Here is an 18,391-nt window from a genome sequence, read left to right as displayed (position 1 = left end):
GTTCTGTATAGACAGATTATTAAGTAATTGAGTAGAATGGATCACAATCTAAAATCCAATAATAAACTATGTCTAACAATATTTATGCTGCTTTGGAGCAATTAGGTCTTACTGCCAAAAAACGTGCGATACATGCACAGTTCAGTAATAAAAGCCTTAACGATCAAGTCTTTCTTCAGCGTATTAATGGCACGCATGCTCTCAATGAAGGAATTCACTTACAACTGATCTGCCTTTCAACCAATGCGCAATTGCCTTTAAAGACGTTCATTGGTTCTCAAGTCGCCATTGATATCGTCAACGATCAATCCGAACTCAATCGAATTTCAGGCATTGTAACCAAAGCAGATGTGGGTGCCTCTGATGGCTCCCTTACAGTTTATCGTTTAACCGTAGAAGACCCAACAGCACTGTGGAAATATCGTAGAAATTCGAGAGTTTTCATGGCGAAATCTATTGTGGATATTGTGCAATGCATTTTTTCTGAGTGGCAACAACGAAGTTCCTTGTTTGCATCCAGTCTGACATTGGATAAAAGTGGCTTAACCAAGGACTATGATGTCAGACCATTCATTATGCAGAATAATGAATTGGATGGCGAATTCATTCAAAGACTTCTTTCTGAGGAAGGCATTACAACTTTAATCGATGAAGCACAGCTTAAAGTTTCCAGTTCAAGTGAACAAATCCAGCCTCAAAAGCTACGTTTAATCGATGATAACTCCCAATATAAAAGTTTAGATCGTAAGAACATTCGCTTTCATCGCAGTTCCGCGACAGAACTCACAGACAGTATCACGGCGTTTATCGGACAACGCTCAATCCAACCTACTTCAGTGCATATCCAACGATGGCAAGCAGATGCATTGGAAACAGAAGAGGGTGCAGGCTCAGTTCAAAGTAAACACCAACATAGTAAAAATTATGACAATGCCAGTTTAGGTCTAGAACAGGCATGGCATTTTAGCCCAGCATGGATACAAGACCTGAATGGGGAAGATGGTGTAACCAAATCAGGTAACAGTCAGATTGAAAAGTTCAATGAAAACTTGGGCAACTACTACGACTCACAAGCCAAACAATTTACAGCAACCTCAACTGTACGAGATGCACATGTTGGTTACTTTTTTGAGCTAGATGAACATCCGACCATATCTCAACTCGAGTCTCAAAATAAGCAGTTCTTGATCATATCGAAGCGTTTTTATAATCAAAATAATTTACCCAAAGACTTAAGCTATCAAGTTGAAACTTTACTGAAACAAAATGATTGGCAAACCACCGATATCATCACAAACAACAGTGAAGAACGCCAAGCCAATGAGTTGGTACTACAACGACGTAATATTACCATTGTTCCAGAATATAACCCCTTAGTCCAAAGACCAATAGCCCATCCGATGCGTGCTAGAGTCGTTGGTTTAAGTGGAGAAGAAATTTATGTTGATGAATGTGGACGGATTAAAGTTCGCTTCCTGTTTACCCGTAGTGAAGACAACACTCATGATGGTGGTGCAGGCTCAAACGACAATGATACCGACTCGGCTTGGGTGGATGTGCTGACGCCATGGGCAGGCGAAGGCTATGGCGCAAGATTTTTACCAAGAGTTGGAGAGCTGGTCGCCATTGACTTCTTTGGGGGCGATCTTGATAGACCGTTCGTGATGGGGCGTATTCATGAGGGTCACCGCCATCCGACCAAGTTTGATGACAAAGGTAAACTGCCTGATACTAAAAAGTTGTCAGGAATCAAAAGCAAGGAATATCAAGGTAGTGGCTACAACCAGCTGAGATTTGATGATACAACTAACCAAATCAGCAGTCAGTTACAGAGTAGTCATGGCGCCAGCCAACTCAACTTGGGCAAACTGAGTCATCCCAAAGACAAAGCAGAAAGTGATGATCGTGGAGAGGGTTTTGAACTCAGAACTGACCAATGGGGAGCGATTAGGGCAGCAAAGGGGCTATTTGTTGGAACAGATGCACAACCAAATGCTGAAAGAGAACAGCTTGATATAGAAGATGCGATACAAAGACTAGAAAAGGCTTTAGCTGATGTTAAAGTATTACAAAAAGGTGCAACACAGGCAAAAGCTGACCCTAAAGATGTTTATACACGTTATCCGAGCTTAAAACAGCAACTCGATGATCAATTTAAAACCATGGCAAAGCCTAATATCCTGATTAGTACACCTACAGGTATAGCTGTGACTACACCAAAAAGTCATAGTTATCAAGCTGGTGAAAATATAACAATGATTGCAAATAAGCAAATCGACATCAGCAGTATGGGGCAATTGACAGCCAATAGTCTTAGTGGAATGAGTTTATATGCTCAACAAGGAGGACTAAAAGCTTTTGCCAATCAAGGGGCAGTGCAAATTCAGGCACAGAATGATGTATTGCAAGTTGCTGCTTTAAAAGATGTATCTATTACAAGTAGCCAAGGTTCGATTAATATTGTAGCTGATAAGGAAATAACGCTAGGAAATAAAAGTGGTGGCTATATTAAGATCAGGAAAAATGGCTCAATTGAAATAGGTAGCCCTGCTGTTGTAGATATTAAATCTCAAATTTTCAATACATTAGGAGCAGTACATTTTAATGCAACTTTGCCTAATATGCCCATAATAGCAAACTCAAAAGATAAAAAAATTACCCATCTGTTTTGGTCTTATGGGGAAGATTGCAAGCCAATTTCCGATTCCTCTAGGCATTATGTAGACATGAATCTACATATTGAGACAATAAACTATACTGAGGGTGAAGAAGTGTCTGCTAAAATCAAACACGATAGTGTTAATGGAGAAACTCAAACTTTTTCCGTTTCAGGTAAAGTTAATCAGAATGGCGTTGCTATAATTAAAAATGTACTTAAAGATAAACAGTTAGCTTTTAACTAGAGGGTAAAAAATGACATGCACCATCACTGCTATTGCTCAAGATAAAACCGTACATTGTATTGCTAATCGACCAAGCTGGGCTGCCGTAAGCAGTTTTTATCAAGATTTGGCTAACACTATGAGTACAGATGAGCTATTTATTGAGCTTTTTGGTCCCGACTATAATCGAGGTGTTTTTAATAACTCTTGCGCTACTCGAGTTTCGGTTGCGTTACTACACGCTGGAGTAAAAGATGTTGGTCGTGAATATAACGTACAATATGGTGAATTCAAGAGTAAAGGAATTACTGTCTCTGCGGTGAATATGAGAAAGCTGCTCCAAAAAAAATGGAACTCTCCTGAGGTTCCCAGTTTTAAAACTGAGGCTACGACCACGCTCGCTGATCTACAACGTGAGATAGGAGGTAGAAAAGGCGTGTTTTCCTTTGTTTCTAGCGATCAAAGGAGTTTCGGAGCATCTGGTCATATTACAATTTGGGATGGAACAGATGTCATACACGGTACAAGCAAATATCCTAATCAAGCTTATGCGGATGGAAACCTTGGTACTGTTTGCCTTTGGGAGTTAAAATGAAAAAATACTCTATGAACAAAATACTATTTTATTTAGTCATCGCTAGTGTTGCAAACATCGCTGTTGCAAAGGATTTTTCTACAGAAAATCATGGCATACAAAAAGCAGTGATGACTAAATTTGCAAATGACAATCGAGCTTTTGAGGAGTATGCAACATTAGGAAAGGCACAGTGTTATACCAAGTTGTTTAATTTAGAAGAAAAGTATGATCATACAAGTGAGTTATTTAGTAATGCCTCCATTACAATGTATAATGAACGAGTGCCGTTACTTCGGCTTATCAATGGTACTTCGATTCAGAATAGCCTTGTAAATTATATCAGAGCAAAACTCACAGAACTCACACACTCTGATAAAAAATCGACCACTCAATCGTACTACTACAGGTCAGCACAAAGTTGTGAAACAATGTTTGACACCAAAAACAAACAGTTACGCAAAACTTATTTAACACTGATAAACAACGATAAAAACTATATACAGCCTGATGATAATTATACTTTAGAGGATATACAGCAAATGGAAAATGATTATCTAAAAAACTATTTTATTCATGTAGATATAGATGGATGTCCTTTGGGCTTGGCTGCCAATTGTTAGTTGTTTCATATGAGGAAAATGAGCTGGCTATTATGAATAAAATATTATTGATGGTATTTACTAGTATGGTAACAGTTGCAAATGCAAGTGAATCAGAGTACGACAAAACCAATGAAGCAGCAATCATAGCTAAGTTCGAGATCGATATCCACGCGATTAAAGACTACTCAGTTTTAGGAAAGGCTCAAGGAATTCATATAGATGAGAGTTATCCAGACCCTGCGTTAGTAAGTAAACAGTGATATAAGGTATGTCGAAAGGTTTACGTTGGCTTTTATTAGCTTTCACGTTCTTGATTGTTTTTGATTATATCGTGATTAGTTACTGGCGAGATAATACAAACATAGATATATCAGCATCAACCCTCATGATTATGTTGATTGGTTTACCTTTATCTATTTTATTTGCTTTTTATATATTTTTTCTTCTTTTCAAGTTTATAAAAAATAAATTAACTAGTACAAAGACTCTCCCTTCTGTAGATGAAAGTAACACCCCAAATGATCAAGAAGATAATACATCTATCGACCTAGACGGAAATACACTTTTACCAGTACAATATTTACATATTTTAGAAACTGCATTAATAACACCTTTTGGAAATGATGTAAAACAGATAATTGTTGAACTCCAGAAAAAGAAACCCGCTGAACCTGATCCTATTTTAAAATATGAAAAAACTTATCCTTATTTAAGCCAGCGGATTTTATCTATGCCCGTACTTAACGATGAGGAAAAAAACTCTTTAAACAACAAGTTTCAGCTTTGTTTGTATTATCTCACGCCTACTTTATACTGATCGTGCAAAACGTATTGAGCAAATAACGATTCAATTGTTTGAAAAAATTGCTTTAGTTTTACAGAGTTTAGATATCAAACAGCTATATCTGCAACAAGAAGAGATCATTAAGTCTAAAAATCAAGCACGATTACATCCTGATTGGCTATCACAAATATGCAAGCAACCTCTGCAAGAATCTACTGAAATAGCATATCGTCCGCGACCAAATCTGCAAGTTTTGTACATTTTACCTAGTCATATATCTGATGTAGAAAAGGAAATACTGTCAGAACTACCAAAACAGTATTTAAAATGATTAGATATAAATGAGCAACATGATGTTCAATATCATATTAGTTATGTAAACAGCAGTGATGAAACTCAAATGGTTATTGATGAAATGTTGACTAAACATTTAAATTTAGATCATACAGAAAATCCTCAATTACTTTTAATCATGGGTGTTGATTCATGGATACATCAGTTACTTATTAATATTAAATTTGATAAAGAAAAGAAGTCTGTGCAACCATCAGAAGGTGGTTTTGCTATTTTATTTTCTGATCAAGAAATTACGACAGGTATTAATCCGATTGCCAGTGTTACCAAACCTTCGAAGTACAACTGTTATAAAAGTAATATAGTGCCCGATCAGAGAATAGCTGTGAAGTGGCTTAAACTCAGTTCGAGAAACTTTCAAAGCCAAGTCAATGAGATTCATGCACGTTTAGCAGTCCTCAACAGATTTATGGAATTAGGTCGACCACATACCCAAGTTATGCCTTAAATTTGAATTACTTGGAGAAGTACTAACTTTTAAATCTTTATGCAACAAAGCCGTTCAAATAAAACATCGCCAGTCGAACTTTTATTCATAAGAGAAACTACTTTTTCATCCATCACATTGAGCTAAGCAAGCTCGGCTTATTCTACAGGGTTTACAGTATTGAATATTATTAACATCGTTTAAATATAGTCAAAAGGGTTCAAAAAAACCATAAATATTTTTTAAAGGTACTTCAAATTTTACGCTAAACTTGATAAAAGAAGCACTATTGATCAACACAATAAATTTCAGTTGTTATGGCTAAACAATATAAACTTTACCCAATAAAAACCATCAAAGATTGGGAGGGTGAAGACTGGGATGTTTATGAGGAAAAACGCCTACTGAATGGATTAACATTATTTAGAGGTCGAATGCATGAACAAGTTTATGGACATAATGCAACTATCCTGACACAAGAATTGGCTGAATTTATTAAGCAAAATCATTCCATTAAATTGCCAGTTTTAGCTAAACAGCTTGGATTTTCTAAAGATGTGTTAATTCGTTTTAGAAAACGTCTTGATATACAAAAGAAAGTCCAGAAACCCGATTATGAATGGGTAATCGCTCATCAAGACGAAATACTGTACGCAACACATCATGTGTTATTCGAAAAATATCAGTTAGATACAGGTCGAGTGAGTCGCTATACTCGTTATTTAATTGAAAAAGTTGGAATTACACCAATCAGAAAACGAGACAAAAGAAAAGTGTTAGCCGAAATTGATGAAAAAATTTTAACCCACCAAGACCTTATTTTGTCATGCAACAAAATTGATGATTTGGTTGAGGCGATGGATATTTGTATTCCAGTTGCTGCAAGAATACATAAACAAATGTGTAAGAAACAAAACCTGTCTACAACAGCAGAAAGGTTAAAACAAAAAAGAGCTGAGAAAAAACAATGGTTATTGGAAAATCAGCACGCGCTTTTAAGTAATGAACTTCCTGTTAAAGATGTTGCGCAAAAATTTAATCTTACAAAACATCAACTCATGTCAGCAAGAGCACAATTAAAAAAGTTACTCAACATTTCCAAAAGACCATTAGCCATTGATTGGGTCAAAAGCCATCAATATGAATTAATGCATTTGAACAATGAAGAGTTACTACACAAATATCAACTGTCGCGAAAGCAAATTTATTTCAGACGTAGCTTGTTGAGAGAATTGCAACAAAATGAGGTGGAAACAGTTGTTTAAAATTATGGCAGTAGACAAACCTGTCTAGACAAATTGTCTGTTTTTTAGTAGAATTGATTACAATCTAAAACCAAATAATAAACCATGTCTAACAATATTTATACTGCCCTAGAGCAGCTTGGTCTTTCTGCTCAAAAACGTGCTTTGCATATTCAATTCAGCAATAATTCACTGAATAATCAAGTCCTCCTTCAGCGCATTGATGGAAAACATACGATCAATGAGGGTATAAATTTACAGCTGATCTGCCTGTCTACATCAGCAAATATACCTTTGAAAAACTTTATTGGTTCTCAAGTAGCCGTTGATATCGTCAACGATAAATCAGAACTCAATCGAATTTCTGGGATTGTGACAAAGGCTGATGCAGGCGCGAGTGATGGTTCTCTTACAATCTATCGCCTCACGGTAGAAGACCCAACCGCATTGTGGAAACATCGTAGAAACAGCCGTGTGTTTATGGCAAAGTCTGTCGTGCAAATTATGGATATTATCTTTCAGGAATGGAGAGAAAAAAGCCCTTTGTTTGCTTCAAGCCTGACACTGGATAAAAGTGGCTTAAGCAAAGACTATGATGTAAGGCCATTCATTATGCAACAGAATGAACGGGATATAGATTTTGTACAACGGCTTCTTTCCTCAGAAGGCGTTAACACTTTAATTGATGAGGCACAAAGTACAGTTTCTAATTTTAATGAACAAATCCAACCACAAAAACTACGTTTAATCGATGACAATAATCAATTTAAATCACTTGATCGACGTAGCATTCGTTTCCACCGTAGCAGCGCTACAGAGCTCACAGACAGCATAACAGCCTTTACTGGATTACGTTCCATTCAACCCACCGCAGTGCATATACAACGTTGGCAAGCTGATGCACTGGAAATAGAAGAAGGTGCGGGCTCAGTTTTAACTAAGCATCGACATTCAGACAATCAAGATTCAGCGAGTTTAGGGTTAGAACAAGCATGGCATTTTAGCCCAGCATGGATACAAGACTTAAACGGTGAAGATGGTGTAACCAAATCAGGCAACAGTCAGATTGAAAAGTTTAACCAAAATCTAAGCAATTATTACGATTCACAAGCCAAACAGTTTACAGCTACCTCGACTGTGCGTGATGCACATGTAGGTTATTTTTTTGAACTAGATGAACATCCGACAATATCTCAACTAGAGTCTCATGATAAGCAGTTTCTGATCATATCTAAACGTTTTTATAACCAAAACAATTTACCTAAAGACTTGACCAATCAAGTTGAAACTTTACTGAAACAAAGCCATTGGCAAGCAGCGACTATCACAGCAAACAACAATGATGAACGTCAAGCCAATGAATTAGTCCTACAACGACGTAATATTACGATTGTCCCTCAATATAATCCCTTAACCCAAAGATCAGCTGCTCACCCAATGCGCGCCAAAGTAGTTGGACCAAGTGGAGAGGAAATCCATGTGGATGAATGGGGACGAATCAAAGTTCGTTTTCTGTTTACTCGAAATGAAGATCATCGTCATGATGGTGGTGCAGGCTCTAACGACAATGATACAGACTCAGCTTGGGTGGATGTACTGACTCCATGGGCAGGCGAAGGCTATGGGGCGAGATTTTTACCCCGTATTGGAGAGATTGTCGTTATTGAGTTTTTTGATGGTGATATCGACAGACCATTTGTCCTGGGACGAATTCATGAAGGACATCGCCATCCCACTAAGTTTGATGATAAAGGCAAATTGCCTGATACAAAAAAATTGTCAGGAATTAAGAGCAAGGAATATAAAGGCGGTGGCTTTAACCAACTCAGATTTGATGATACTACAGACCAGATCAGCGCTCAGCTACAAAGTAGTCATGGAGCCAGCCAACTGAATCTTGGAAAGCTTAGTCATCCTAAACATCAAGCGGAAAGTGATGATCGTGGAGAAGGTTTTGAGTTAAGGACGGATGAGTGGGGGGCGATTCGAGCAGCCAAAGGGTTATTTGTCGGTACAGATGCACAAATGAATGCCGCTGATAAACAGCTTGATATAGAGGTTGCGATCCAACGGCTTGAACAAGCTTTGGAACAAGTCAAAATATTACAAAAAGGAGCTACACAAGCAAAGGCTGACCCAAAAGAGGGTTATACACGTTATCCGAGTTTACAACAGCAACTGGATGACCAACTTAAGACTATGGCAAAACCGAACATTTTGATTAGTACACCTACGGGGATAGCTGTGACTACGCCGAAAAGTCATACTTACCAAGCAGGTGAAAGCATAACAATAGTTGCGAATAAGCAAATTGATTTGAGTAGCATGGGGCAATTCACAGCCAATAGTCTGAGTGGTATGAGCCTATATGCGCAGCAAGGCGGAATGAAGGTTCTAGCCAACCAAGGTGAGGTGCAGATACAGGCGCAAAATGATGCATTACAAGTAGCTGCCTTGAAAGATATTTCCATTACAAGTAGTCAAGGTTCAGTCACCATAGCGGTTCAAAATGAAATAACACTTGGTAATAAGAGTGGTGGGTATATCAAAATCAAGACCGATGGCTCGATTGAGATCGGTAGTCCTGCACTGGTAGAAGTGAAGTCTCAAATGTTTAATACATTGGGTGCAGCAACATTAAAATTACCTCTACCCAGCTTCGAAAGTGTGTTGAGTTACAATGAAAGTTTTAAATTGCTCGATCCATCAGGCACTGTGATTCATGGTTTGGCTTATAAAATTACCGGTATGGATACAGATGTTTTGGGAGAGACTTCCGATACAGGTCTTTCTGACAAAGTATTTTCTCTAACGGAACAACAAATTCAATTTGATCCAGTTTGGTATGAACTGGTAGATGACGAAACATCCGAATAAATATTTGATTTTGACTTGAGAAAAAATATATGGGTAATACAAGTATCACCAATCAAAAGCAGGATTCCTGCACAGAGGTTTCTCTGAGTTGTGATCATTTATGGTCGATGGCGCAACAATTTGCTTATGCTCGATTGTGTGACAAGAAAGGTAATAACATAGCTCTTACTGCTATGTATAGTTCGCGTGCAAGAAGAATTGCGGCGACCTATGCACGCTTTTATTTAGAAACAGAGGTTGGCGGTAATCCTAAACTCAAAGGTCGTTACTACTGGATGGCATTGGGAGCTTTTGCCAGTAAAACAGTTGCCTGCTCATTAGAGGATTTAAGAGTTATAGGTATAAGTTCGATCAGTATGGTGCATACTGGGCTTGCTAAAGGAAACTTTTGGTTATTTATGGATGTGGCATGTTGGCATTGGTATTGGAGTAATTACCCACGGAGTTTTAATGTTTGTGCAACAAAACGGGATTCTGAACAATGCGTGCCGCAGGTCAAGGCAGTGTTGGACAAACTGCCTTGGGCGGATAAAGCATTATCAGCAGTTAAACGATTTAAATATAACGATAATATTAAAAAAGGTATGTTGAAAGTTCAAGAATTTGAACAGACAGTGAGCCGAACCGAACGCCCGACAATTCAATTTGATCATCTGATGGCAGTTGCCAATCATGAACAAGGCAACATATTGCAGCCATTGATTTATGATGATCCTGATTTTTCTAAATGGGTAGCCGCACAACGTTCGCGATATATAAAGTGGATGACACCAACTTTAAAAGTTGTATTTTCACATACATGTGACACCAATCAATCTCGGTTGGAGTCGATTGCTCCAGATGACACCATACTGGAAAACTTTAAGAGTAGGATGGATTGGATTGGTGATGCTGCTAAACAATTCCATGGTTTAATGCAAGGTACTAAACAAGACAGTGATAAAGTCTATATGGAGCAAGAGTTAAGAACCATCGCAGCTTGGGTCGACTATAAAGACAGTCGTGATGTACTGTGAACGAGTAAAAGAGAGAGCATAATGAAAACCATACGAAATGTGATAAAGCTATGTTTATTGTTATGTAGCCTAATGAGCATAGCATGTAGCCAGCAGCTCTCATCAGATGATAAAGGAAATAAAAAAAGCATGAATGATTTAACTTTATATTTTAACAAAGAAACGGGGGAACAGTTTGTTGCGCGTACGCAACCAGAATCATCGAATCCTTTACCAACATCTAGTACCACATTTTATAAATTACGTTGGCATAAGAACCCTATTAAGATTCAAATTGAGCATGGTGCAAATAGTATTGCCGTAGACTATGTGATTGGGGTGCTATCTGGAGTTGCTAATCCTAGTGAGTTAATTTCAGAATATGATATTTCGGCTGGTTTAAGTAATGATGATACGATGAGTCATGACCAAGCACGTTTGGTCATGTTGGCAATTTTTAAAGATTTAAAACAAGCGGGTTGGCAACGTTATATCAGCTTATCTGGTCCACGGTTGACTGGCAAAGATGCATTGAAGTATGCAAGTACACATACTTATGAACTTGATCCAGATTATGCATATAGCTTGGATGAATGGATGCAATTAGAAGATGGTTCACGTTGGATGTTACAAGCCAATGGGATTTATTTAACCATCCAAATGTATAGAGAACAAAGCAAAATGGACCCGCAACAACCAGGGGCATATTACGTAAGTTATAAATTTCAATCAGAAAAAGAATACTATGCACCACACTTTAAGGATGATGATTTAAAAAAATCGGCAATCAATGCTGCACGCTGGGTATCGTTATATCCTGGTATCAAAAAACAAATGAATCAAATACGTGAGCAACGCGAAGCTGAGCTTAAGGCGCAAGGAATCACGATTGATGAAAGCTATCAAGACCCAGCATTGGTGAGTAAAAAATAAGGTATTCGTTATGATCTGGGGTTTTGTTAAAGAAAAAGGAGGAATGCAAGTGCTAAGGTATTGGCTTCGACAATGTTTATTATTGGGTGTGCTTGTCTTGATCGCGTGTAGTAATCAGTACGCACCCTCCAATAACGGAAATAATAACCATATAAATCCTTTAACTTTGTACTTTAACAAAGAAACAGGAGCGCAATTTGCTGCTCGTATACAGGCAAATATAGATAATCCTTTACCAACCTCTACGACTACTTTTTATAATCAGCATTGGGATAAAAATCCGATTGATGTAGTGATTGAGCATGGACCAAACAGCATTACCTTACATCATGTGATTGGAGTACAAACATCAGTTGCAAATAGTAATGATTTAATTACAGGTTATAGTGTTTATGCTGGTTTAAGCAATGACAGTACGATGAGTCATGACCAAGCACGTTTAGCCATGTTGGCAATTTTTAAAGATTTAAAACAAGCAGGTTGGCAACGTTATATCAGTTTATCTGATCCAAGATTGAACGATAAAGATGCATTGGCTTATGCAAGTAAGGAATTTTATGAGCTTGATCCAAATTATGTATATAGCTTGGATGAATGGATGCAATTAAAAGATGGTTCACGTTGGATGTTGCAAGCCAATGGGATTTATTTGTCGATTACAGTTCGGCGTGATCAAACTAAGATGGATCAGCAACAACCAGGGGCGTATTACGTAAGTTATAAATTCCAATCAGAAAAAGAATATTATGCACCATACTTTAAGGATGATGATTTAAAGAAATCGGCAATCAATGCGGCGCGTTGGGTATCGTTATATCCTGGTATCAAAAAACAGATGAATCAAATACGAGCAAAAACCGAGGCTGAACTTAAGGCGCAAGGAATCACGATTGATGAAAGTTATCAAGACCCTGCATTGGTAAGTAAAAACTAAGGTGCATTATGTCAAAAAGTGTACGATGGATTATTTTTACAATTATTGTCTTGGTCATTTGTGATTGGGTGATCATCAGTTACTGGCGAGACAATAATGAAATCGAGGTATCCTCAACGATACTCATCAATAAGCTTATTGGTTTACCTTTGGCTATTGTATTTTGTGTTTTTGCGATTACTCGGTTGTTTGCATTTGCTAAACGAAAACCAGACGGCCCCGTTGTTTCAGAGATTACTGAAGAATCTCCTCCCAGCATTGAAGATGAAATAAAAATAAAGCATATCGGGCAAAAAATATCTGTTTTGGCAACAGCAGTCAGCACACCTTTTGGTGAAAATTTGACACAAATTATGATGCAACTCGATGATAAAAAATTGCCAGAGCCTGATCCATTGTTAAAATTTCAGATAAGTTATCCTTATTTGAGTCGCCGTATTGAATCTCTCTCATCATTGAATGATCAAGAAAACTCAGCATCACACGCTCGACCACTATTTACAGATCGCGCGAAACGCGTAGAGCAGATGACCACGCATTTGTTTAAACAATTGGCTTTGGTTTTACAAAGTATTCAGATTAAAAATTTGAATTCCAATCAAGAGGAACGTGATAAGGCGAAGAATCAGCAAGCCAGACTGCATCCTGAATGGGTCTCACAAACTAAAAAGACAGTGTCAGAAGAACTTCATACTGTATATCGTCCTCATCCGAGCTTAAAAGTGGTGTATATATTACCTACTCATATCTCAGGAGTTGAAAGAGATACATTATTTGATCTTTTAAAACACCATTTAAATTTGATGGGTATTAATGAACAACATGATGTTGATTATTTTATGACTCATGTCGAAAGCAGTGAAGGAACTCAGCTCATTATCCATAATGCTGTAATGGAGCATTTGGATATTGATCATGTAAGTAGCCCACAACTCCTTTTAATCATGGGGGCAGACTCATGGATTGATCAACTTCATCTTGATGTTAAATTCAATCAACAACAAAAAGCGGTACAACCCTCAGAGGGTGGTTTTGCAGTGCTGTTCTCGGATCAGCAAGGTACCACGGATATAGAACCGATTGCTAATATTACGATACCGTTGATGTATAAACCGCATCAAAGTGCTGAGACTTTAAATCTCATTCAAGCGATTGAGCAACTTCAGCAAGCATATAATTTTCAAAAAAATGATAAAGTTTTGGGTGATGATGAAATCGTATTTACGGATCATGCTGTAACACATAGCAAATCTTTGGCTGACTTGATGTCCGTATCTGATCATTTTCAGATTGAAGATGATCAATTTGTCTCTATCAGCCCAATCCTCAACGATACTGCTGCAATGGTTTCAGGCCTATCATTAAGCCTTGCAATTATGAATTCGGCTGAAAACAAAAAAAATACTTTGTTGATCCATAATACAGAAAGTCAATTTGGATACTGTTGGATGGTTACATCTCCAAAACACTGTATTGATGGGTCTACCAGCCAAGGAGAGTCAACTTAAATGTCACAACCGATTATTTTAGAAGGTGATTTGACCACGACAGGGGGACGTATGATTGCTTCTCAAACGGCACGTAAATCAAATGGTAAAAATATCATTGTATTGGGAGATAAGTTTTTTTGCCCAGCGTGTAAAGCTATGGGGACTGTTATACAAGCAAGTGATCTTCAATTTTGTAGCAGTGTCGGCGTTGCTTATCATGGGTGCAAAGTGAAATGTGGTTGCCCTGGTAACCATATTGTGATGGCAACCCAATCAGTTGATCTTGTTGATAAAGGTTCAAGTGGAAAATTAACCAAATCAAATACCAATCATGTCATTGCGCAAAGTCGTGTTTCCGACAAGACCTATGAACATCAATTTGTATTGGTCGATGAGTTTACCCAGATTCCGCTTGCAGATCGATTTTATAAAATAATCATGGATGGTGTAACAATTACAGGGAAAACCGATAGCCAAGGGCAAACCCAATTAATGACAGCATCTGAAATGTTAGAGGTATTGATAGAGGTTTATCCTGAAAATTACGAGGAACAACCCAAATGATACCGATTATTGTAGGCACTGGTAGCAGTACACTGGTATTAAAGTCAGACTCAGGCACTAAAACTATAATCCCTATAAATAAGCCACGTGGTACAGTATTTTGGGGAGGTGCGGGTTTAGATGGACCATATTTAAAGCCAATGACTCAAGCATTTATAGATGCAGGAATCCACTATATATGGTCGGGGTTGAGTAATACTGCAACGAAAAATCTGCCGGGTACTATAGGCACACTAATAGATGCTGCACGTACAGGTGTAATGATCAAAAATGATGATGGTACTGACAACTGGCGTGTTTATCCACCAGCTTCAACCCAATCTGCCAAACAGTTTAATTTAATTGGCTATTCTTACGGTTCAATGCTTGCAGCACAAACTGCCAAGTCTTATGCAAACCTTGGCTATGTGGTTGACCATTTGGTGTTAATCGGCTCTCCTATAGATGCTGACTTTTTAGCCATGTTAAGAAAGCATAAAAATATCAAAAAACTGACCATTATTGATTTAACCCAATATGGCGATCCTATTTATGCTGGGATGAGTTTTTATGAACTTGCTGAAAACTCGTTTAAACTTGGAGTTCAAATGAATAACGGTAAGGCGGAAGGGCATTTTTATTACGCGCATGTGATTCCAGATTCTCCACGGCGCTGGGCTGAACTCGCTAAAAGGATCAAAAATGAAGGTTTGGAGTAGTCAATTAGTGAAGAAGAATTTTTTTCTCATCCTTTATCTTGGTTCTTGGTCTTTACTAGCAATCATATGGTTGATTTTTTTAATCAAAGTGCTCAACTCAACCATTACATTTGCTGATGTAACAGTCGGTAGGGCGGTTGTATGGGTAGCAGCTGCATTTATATTAAGCTTTATCCCTGTATTGCATATTCTGCTATTTTTATATTGGTATTTAAAAAAATGGCGAACTAAAAATAATTTAATTTATGTTTTGACTTGTCTTTTGATGATCATCATTTCATTTTTATGGTCTCAAAACTATATCAGTCGTAGTGTTGAAAAAGATAAAAAATCACAGAAAATAGCTGTTGAAATAAAGATAAATGTCAAATATGAATTGGGGCTTGTAAATTATTTTGTTTAAGCTAATTTTTAAGTTAGATGATTATTAATAAAATTGATGCTTCTGCCTTAGATGGCAGAAGTATTCTTTTTTGCTGTCTAGTTAAAGTGTGTACTACAGAGCTCAGCCCAATCAGCCATTAGACTTTTACGCTTTTCCAAATAAGCTCCGCGTAAATAAGCAGCTTCTACTTCATCAGGTAGCTTATGTGCGAGTACATGCTCACAAACTTCACGTGGGTAGTTGGTTTTGTCAGCTGACCAGTCGCGGAAAGTAGAACGGAAGCCGTGTGTAGTGATTACTCGATTTTGTTTAGGGTCTATATAGCCTAAGCCATTTTCTTCTAACTTTTGGACATGCATTCTTTTGATTAATGTCGTTAAAGACATATCAGATAGCATTTCACCACCACGAGGTGCAGGGAAAATATAGCCTTGTGATTTTGTATTAGTCTGAATAGATTTCAATAACTCAATTGCTGGTTCTGAAAGTGGAACACGATGTTCTTTGTCTGCTTTCATCCGCTCTTTTGGAATAGTCCAAACTTTAGATCCAAAATCAATTTCTTGCCATTTGGCTCCAAAAATTTCACCAGATCGACATGCCGTTAAAATTGCAAATTCTAAAGCTTTGGGTGAAATGCCATCTTTCTGACGAAGGTGCTGAACAAATTCTGCTACCTGATCATAAGGTAAAGAAGGGTGAGGGCGTGATATCTGTTTTAAATTACCTAGAATAGGTTCTAAGTTACCTTTCCATTCAGCGGGGTTATCACCTTCAAAATATTCCATGGCTTTGGCATAATCAAAAATGGTTTCAATACGACCACGAATACGTTTAGCTGTTTCGTTCTTCTCAGCCCAGATCGGTTCTAATGCCTTGGCAATATCAACTTTACTAATAGAACTAATTACACGGTCACCTAAAATTGGATAAATATAAGTTTCTAATGTAGTTGACCATTGAGCAATATGTTTTTGGTTTTTTAACTCACGTGATTTATTAGCAATCACAATCTGAGCACATTTACGAAAAGTACGATCTCGAAGTTTTTGAATACGTAAAGCTTGAAGCTGATCTTGCTTTTGCTGAATAGGATCAATTCCTTTTCGGATTTGAGCTTTCATTTCTTGAGCTTTAGTTCTTGCTTCAGCGAGTGACACTTCTGGATAAGAACCTAAACCAATATCACGGCGATGGACTCGTTGTTTACCATTTTCATCAAAGCGTTGCCCAACAACAACACGTAAAACCCAAGCGCGAGAATCATTCACAATACGTAGATGCAAGCCATCTACACCGCCGACAGCATGCCTACCATTTTCTTTGATTTTTGCTACACTGAGTGCAGAGAGTTCTTTGGCTTTCTTAGGCATAGGGTTATTCCTGTCCCACATAATAACCCACATAGAATATTGGAAATGGTCGGATTAGGCAAGACGTAGTTGGAATGGTTTTATTTTAAATTGTTGAAAAATAAATTTATATTGGATTGGTTTGGACTGCATAAAACAAGTGTTATACGGACACCACTTCCGCCAAATATTTTAAAAGGCCCTTGTTTTTACAAGGGCCTTTTTTTTATGTGTATTTTTTTCTCACACTGTAACTCACATAAAATTTTAGATTAGATGACATTAATTGGGTGTATTTAGGGCATTGTAGGAATAGTCACTCATTTAGTTTAAATTTCTACAAGCTCATAAAATGACGTTCATCAAATAAAAAATCCCAATTAGTGACTCAGGGGCTGTGGATTGATCCTAAACGAAAAAATGGACATATAGTCGCTTTAAAGCTAATGCAATATTAACTTTGGAGATGTAAAAATGGCTAAATGCTTTAGTCGTGAAGTTAAACACTAAGCAATAGATTATGCGCTTTCGAATTTATATGTGTCTGTAGTTGCAATCGGCCAGAAATCAGGGGGAAGCTATTTAACATTAGACAATTTGAAAACTTATTTAAATTACAATAGGTCGGTGTTTGGTGAAAATCTCTGCTGATGCAAAAACAGCTGTTTGTGCATCCACATCAAGTTTTAAATCATTCACTAGTACAGGCTTTACTAAATAGTATGTGATTGATAGTGGAAGCAATTTTTCTATTTCTAATTTTCTTATTAATAACATAAATTATCTGTGTGCTTTATAAAATGAATTTTAAGGTAATTCTTGTTGGCCAATTCTATTTTGTTTCATGCTATGGAATCGCTTTGAAGAACTTTGATAAAGGATTAAATAATCCGTCTCAGCCATACAATGAAATTGATTCTAAAATATTAAGTGAAAATATAAATAAACCAATTCCAAACAGTCATGATGATTAATTTAATGCATTGATATCACAACCGAATGGGCATATTTTATCCCAAGCAACAATAGATAAAATAAAAATGGTACTCAAGCAAATGCCTAATCAGGAGGTTGCACACTATTTGTCGAAAGCATTTCCTTTAAACAATTTTAGTTCTATTCAAAATAAAAAACAGTTTTCAGAAAGGCTATTAGAAGTACTCACGAGTGAAGCTAGTGTTTCTAAAGAAGATATATAAGGTAAACTCATTTTATCTAGAAATCAAAGTAATAACTCACAGTCTGTGCACATGTCGGAAGTTTATAAGAATCAACTAATCATTGCTTACTTCG

General features: G+C 37.3%; 15 protein-coding genes and 1 pseudogene. 15 read left to right on the top strand and 1 reads right to left on the bottom strand.

The features are described 5' to 3' along the window. Nucleotides 1-68 precede the first annotated feature (68 nt). The 15 genes and pseudogenes from WFN33_RS03915 (at nucleotide 69) to WFN33_RS03845 (ending at nucleotide 15,764) form a co-directional block, all read left to right on the top strand. Entirely contained in the window at nucleotides 69-2,903 is a 2,835-nt protein-coding gene (locus WFN33_RS03915) for a type VI secretion system Vgr family protein (protein ID WP_336951660.1), read from the top strand. Nucleotides 2,904-2,913: 10 nt separating this feature from the next. Then, nucleotides 2,914-3,477, top strand: coding sequence for a T6SS effector amidase Tae4 family protein (locus WFN33_RS03910; protein WP_336951658.1), 564 nt, complete (start codon nucleotides 2,914-2,916; stop codon nucleotides 3,475-3,477). Beyond that, nucleotides 3,474-4,079: a hypothetical protein gene (locus WFN33_RS03905; RefSeq protein ID WP_336951656.1), complete on the top strand. Its 606-nt coding sequence runs from the start codon at nucleotides 3,474-3,476 to the stop codon at nucleotides 4,077-4,079. The genes WFN33_RS03910 and WFN33_RS03905 overlap by 4 nt, the downstream gene beginning before the upstream one ends. Nucleotides 4,080-4,111: 32 nt before the next feature. Beyond that, the gene (locus WFN33_RS03900; RefSeq protein WP_336951654.1) at nucleotides 4,112-4,321 is read left to right on the top strand and encodes a hypothetical protein; all 210 of its coding nucleotides are present in this window, start codon (nucleotides 4,112-4,114) and stop codon (nucleotides 4,319-4,321) included. Between the two features lie 8 nt (nucleotides 4,322-4,329). Continuing rightward, a complete protein-coding gene (locus WFN33_RS03895) occupies nucleotides 4,330-4,878 on the top strand; it encodes a hypothetical protein (RefSeq protein WP_336951653.1) in 549 nt (182 codons plus the stop codon). 655 nt (nucleotides 4,879-5,533) lie between these two features. Beyond that, a pseudogene (locus WFN33_RS03890) lies at nucleotides 5,534-5,647 on the top strand (IS5/IS1182 family transposase); the annotation flags it as partial. A 296-nt stretch (nucleotides 5,648-5,943) separates the two neighbouring features. Next, a complete protein-coding gene (locus tag WFN33_RS03885) occupies nucleotides 5,944-6,891 on the top strand; it encodes a hypothetical protein (protein ID WP_336951651.1) in 948 nt (315 codons plus the stop codon). An 84-nt stretch (nucleotides 6,892-6,975) separates the two neighbouring features. Beyond that, nucleotides 6,976-9,747: a type VI secretion system Vgr family protein gene (locus tag WFN33_RS03880; protein WP_336951650.1), complete on the top strand. Its 2,772-nt coding sequence runs from the start codon at nucleotides 6,976-6,978 to the stop codon at nucleotides 9,745-9,747. Between the two features lie 29 nt (nucleotides 9,748-9,776). Continuing rightward, on the top strand, nucleotides 9,777-10,763 hold the full coding sequence (locus WFN33_RS03875; protein WP_336951648.1) for a DUF2515 family protein: 987 nt from the start codon (nucleotides 9,777-9,779) through the stop codon (nucleotides 10,761-10,763). A 129-nt stretch (nucleotides 10,764-10,892) separates the two neighbouring features. After that, nucleotides 10,893-11,675 carry a hypothetical protein gene (locus WFN33_RS03870; protein WP_336951646.1) on the top strand — a complete coding sequence of 261 codons (783 nt, stop codon included), beginning with the start codon at nucleotides 10,893-10,895 and terminating at the stop codon, nucleotides 11,673-11,675. A gap of 10 nt (nucleotides 11,676-11,685) precedes the next feature. Then, nucleotides 11,686-12,609: a hypothetical protein gene (locus WFN33_RS03865; protein ID WP_336951644.1), complete on the top strand. Its 924-nt coding sequence runs from the start codon at nucleotides 11,686-11,688 to the stop codon at nucleotides 12,607-12,609. Between the two features lie 8 nt (nucleotides 12,610-12,617). Next, complete coding sequence (locus WFN33_RS03860) at nucleotides 12,618-14,117, top strand: hypothetical protein (RefSeq protein ID WP_336951642.1); 1,500 nt, start codon at nucleotides 12,618-12,620, stop codon at nucleotides 14,115-14,117. Then, complete coding sequence (locus WFN33_RS03855) at nucleotides 14,118-14,663, top strand: PAAR domain-containing protein (RefSeq protein WP_336951640.1); 546 nt, start codon at nucleotides 14,118-14,120, stop codon at nucleotides 14,661-14,663. Beyond that, entirely contained in the window at nucleotides 14,660-15,361 is a 702-nt protein-coding gene (locus tag WFN33_RS03850; protein WP_336951638.1) for a thioesterase domain-containing protein, read from the top strand. Before WFN33_RS03855 ends, WFN33_RS03850 begins: the two co-directional genes overlap by 4 nt. After that, entirely contained in the window at nucleotides 15,345-15,764 is a 420-nt protein-coding gene (locus tag WFN33_RS03845) for a hypothetical protein (RefSeq protein ID WP_336951636.1), read from the top strand. The genes WFN33_RS03850 and WFN33_RS03845 overlap by 17 nt, the downstream gene beginning before the upstream one ends. A 77-nt stretch (nucleotides 15,765-15,841) precedes the next feature. Here the strand turns inward: WFN33_RS03845 and WFN33_RS03840 are convergent, their stop codons facing one another. Further along, a complete protein-coding gene (locus WFN33_RS03840) occupies nucleotides 15,842-17,119 on the bottom strand; it encodes a tyrosine-type recombinase/integrase (RefSeq protein ID WP_336951634.1) in 1,278 nt (425 codons plus the stop codon). Between the last annotated feature and the right edge of the window lie 1,272 nt (nucleotides 17,120-18,391).

The organism is Acinetobacter sp. AS167, assembly GCF_037152175.1.
Lineage (GTDB): Bacteria > Pseudomonadota > Gammaproteobacteria > Pseudomonadales > Moraxellaceae > Acinetobacter.
This window is presented reverse-complemented; position numbering and strand designations above follow the sequence as displayed.

Bases quoted from the DNA above. Each gene is read 5' to 3' on its own strand.
- WFN33_RS03915 (WP_336951660.1), top strand. From the start codon at position 69: ATGTCTAACAATATTTATGCTGCTTTGGAGCAATTAGGTCTTACTGCC.
- WFN33_RS03910 (WP_336951658.1), top strand. From the start codon at position 2,914: ATGACATGCACCATCACTGCTATTGCTCAAGATAAAACCGTACATTGT.
- WFN33_RS03905 (WP_336951656.1), top strand. From the start codon at position 3,474: ATGAAAAAATACTCTATGAACAAAATACTATTTTATTTAGTCATCGCT.
- WFN33_RS03900 (WP_336951654.1), top strand. From the start codon at position 4,112: ATGAATAAAATATTATTGATGGTATTTACTAGTATGGTAACAGTTGCA.
- WFN33_RS03895 (WP_336951653.1), top strand. From the start codon at position 4,330: ATGTCGAAAGGTTTACGTTGGCTTTTATTAGCTTTCACGTTCTTGATT.
- WFN33_RS03885 (WP_336951651.1), top strand. From the start codon at position 5,944: ATGGCTAAACAATATAAACTTTACCCAATAAAAACCATCAAAGATTGG.
- WFN33_RS03880 (WP_336951650.1), top strand. From the start codon at position 6,976: ATGTCTAACAATATTTATACTGCCCTAGAGCAGCTTGGTCTTTCTGCT.
- WFN33_RS03875 (WP_336951648.1), top strand. From the start codon at position 9,777: ATGGGTAATACAAGTATCACCAATCAAAAGCAGGATTCCTGCACAGAG.
- WFN33_RS03870 (WP_336951646.1), top strand. From the start codon at position 10,893: ATGAATGATTTAACTTTATATTTTAACAAAGAAACGGGGGAACAGTTT.
- WFN33_RS03865 (WP_336951644.1), top strand. From the start codon at position 11,686: ATGATCTGGGGTTTTGTTAAAGAAAAAGGAGGAATGCAAGTGCTAAGG.
- WFN33_RS03860 (WP_336951642.1), top strand. From the start codon at position 12,618: ATGTCAAAAAGTGTACGATGGATTATTTTTACAATTATTGTCTTGGTC.
- WFN33_RS03855 (WP_336951640.1), top strand. From the start codon at position 14,118: ATGTCACAACCGATTATTTTAGAAGGTGATTTGACCACGACAGGGGGA.
- WFN33_RS03850 (WP_336951638.1), top strand. From the start codon at position 14,660: ATGATACCGATTATTGTAGGCACTGGTAGCAGTACACTGGTATTAAAG.
- WFN33_RS03845 (WP_336951636.1), top strand. From the start codon at position 15,345: ATGAAGGTTTGGAGTAGTCAATTAGTGAAGAAGAATTTTTTTCTCATC.
- WFN33_RS03840 (WP_336951634.1), bottom strand. From the start codon at position 17,119: ATGCCTAAGAAAGCCAAAGAACTCTCTGCACTCAGTGTAGCAAAAATC.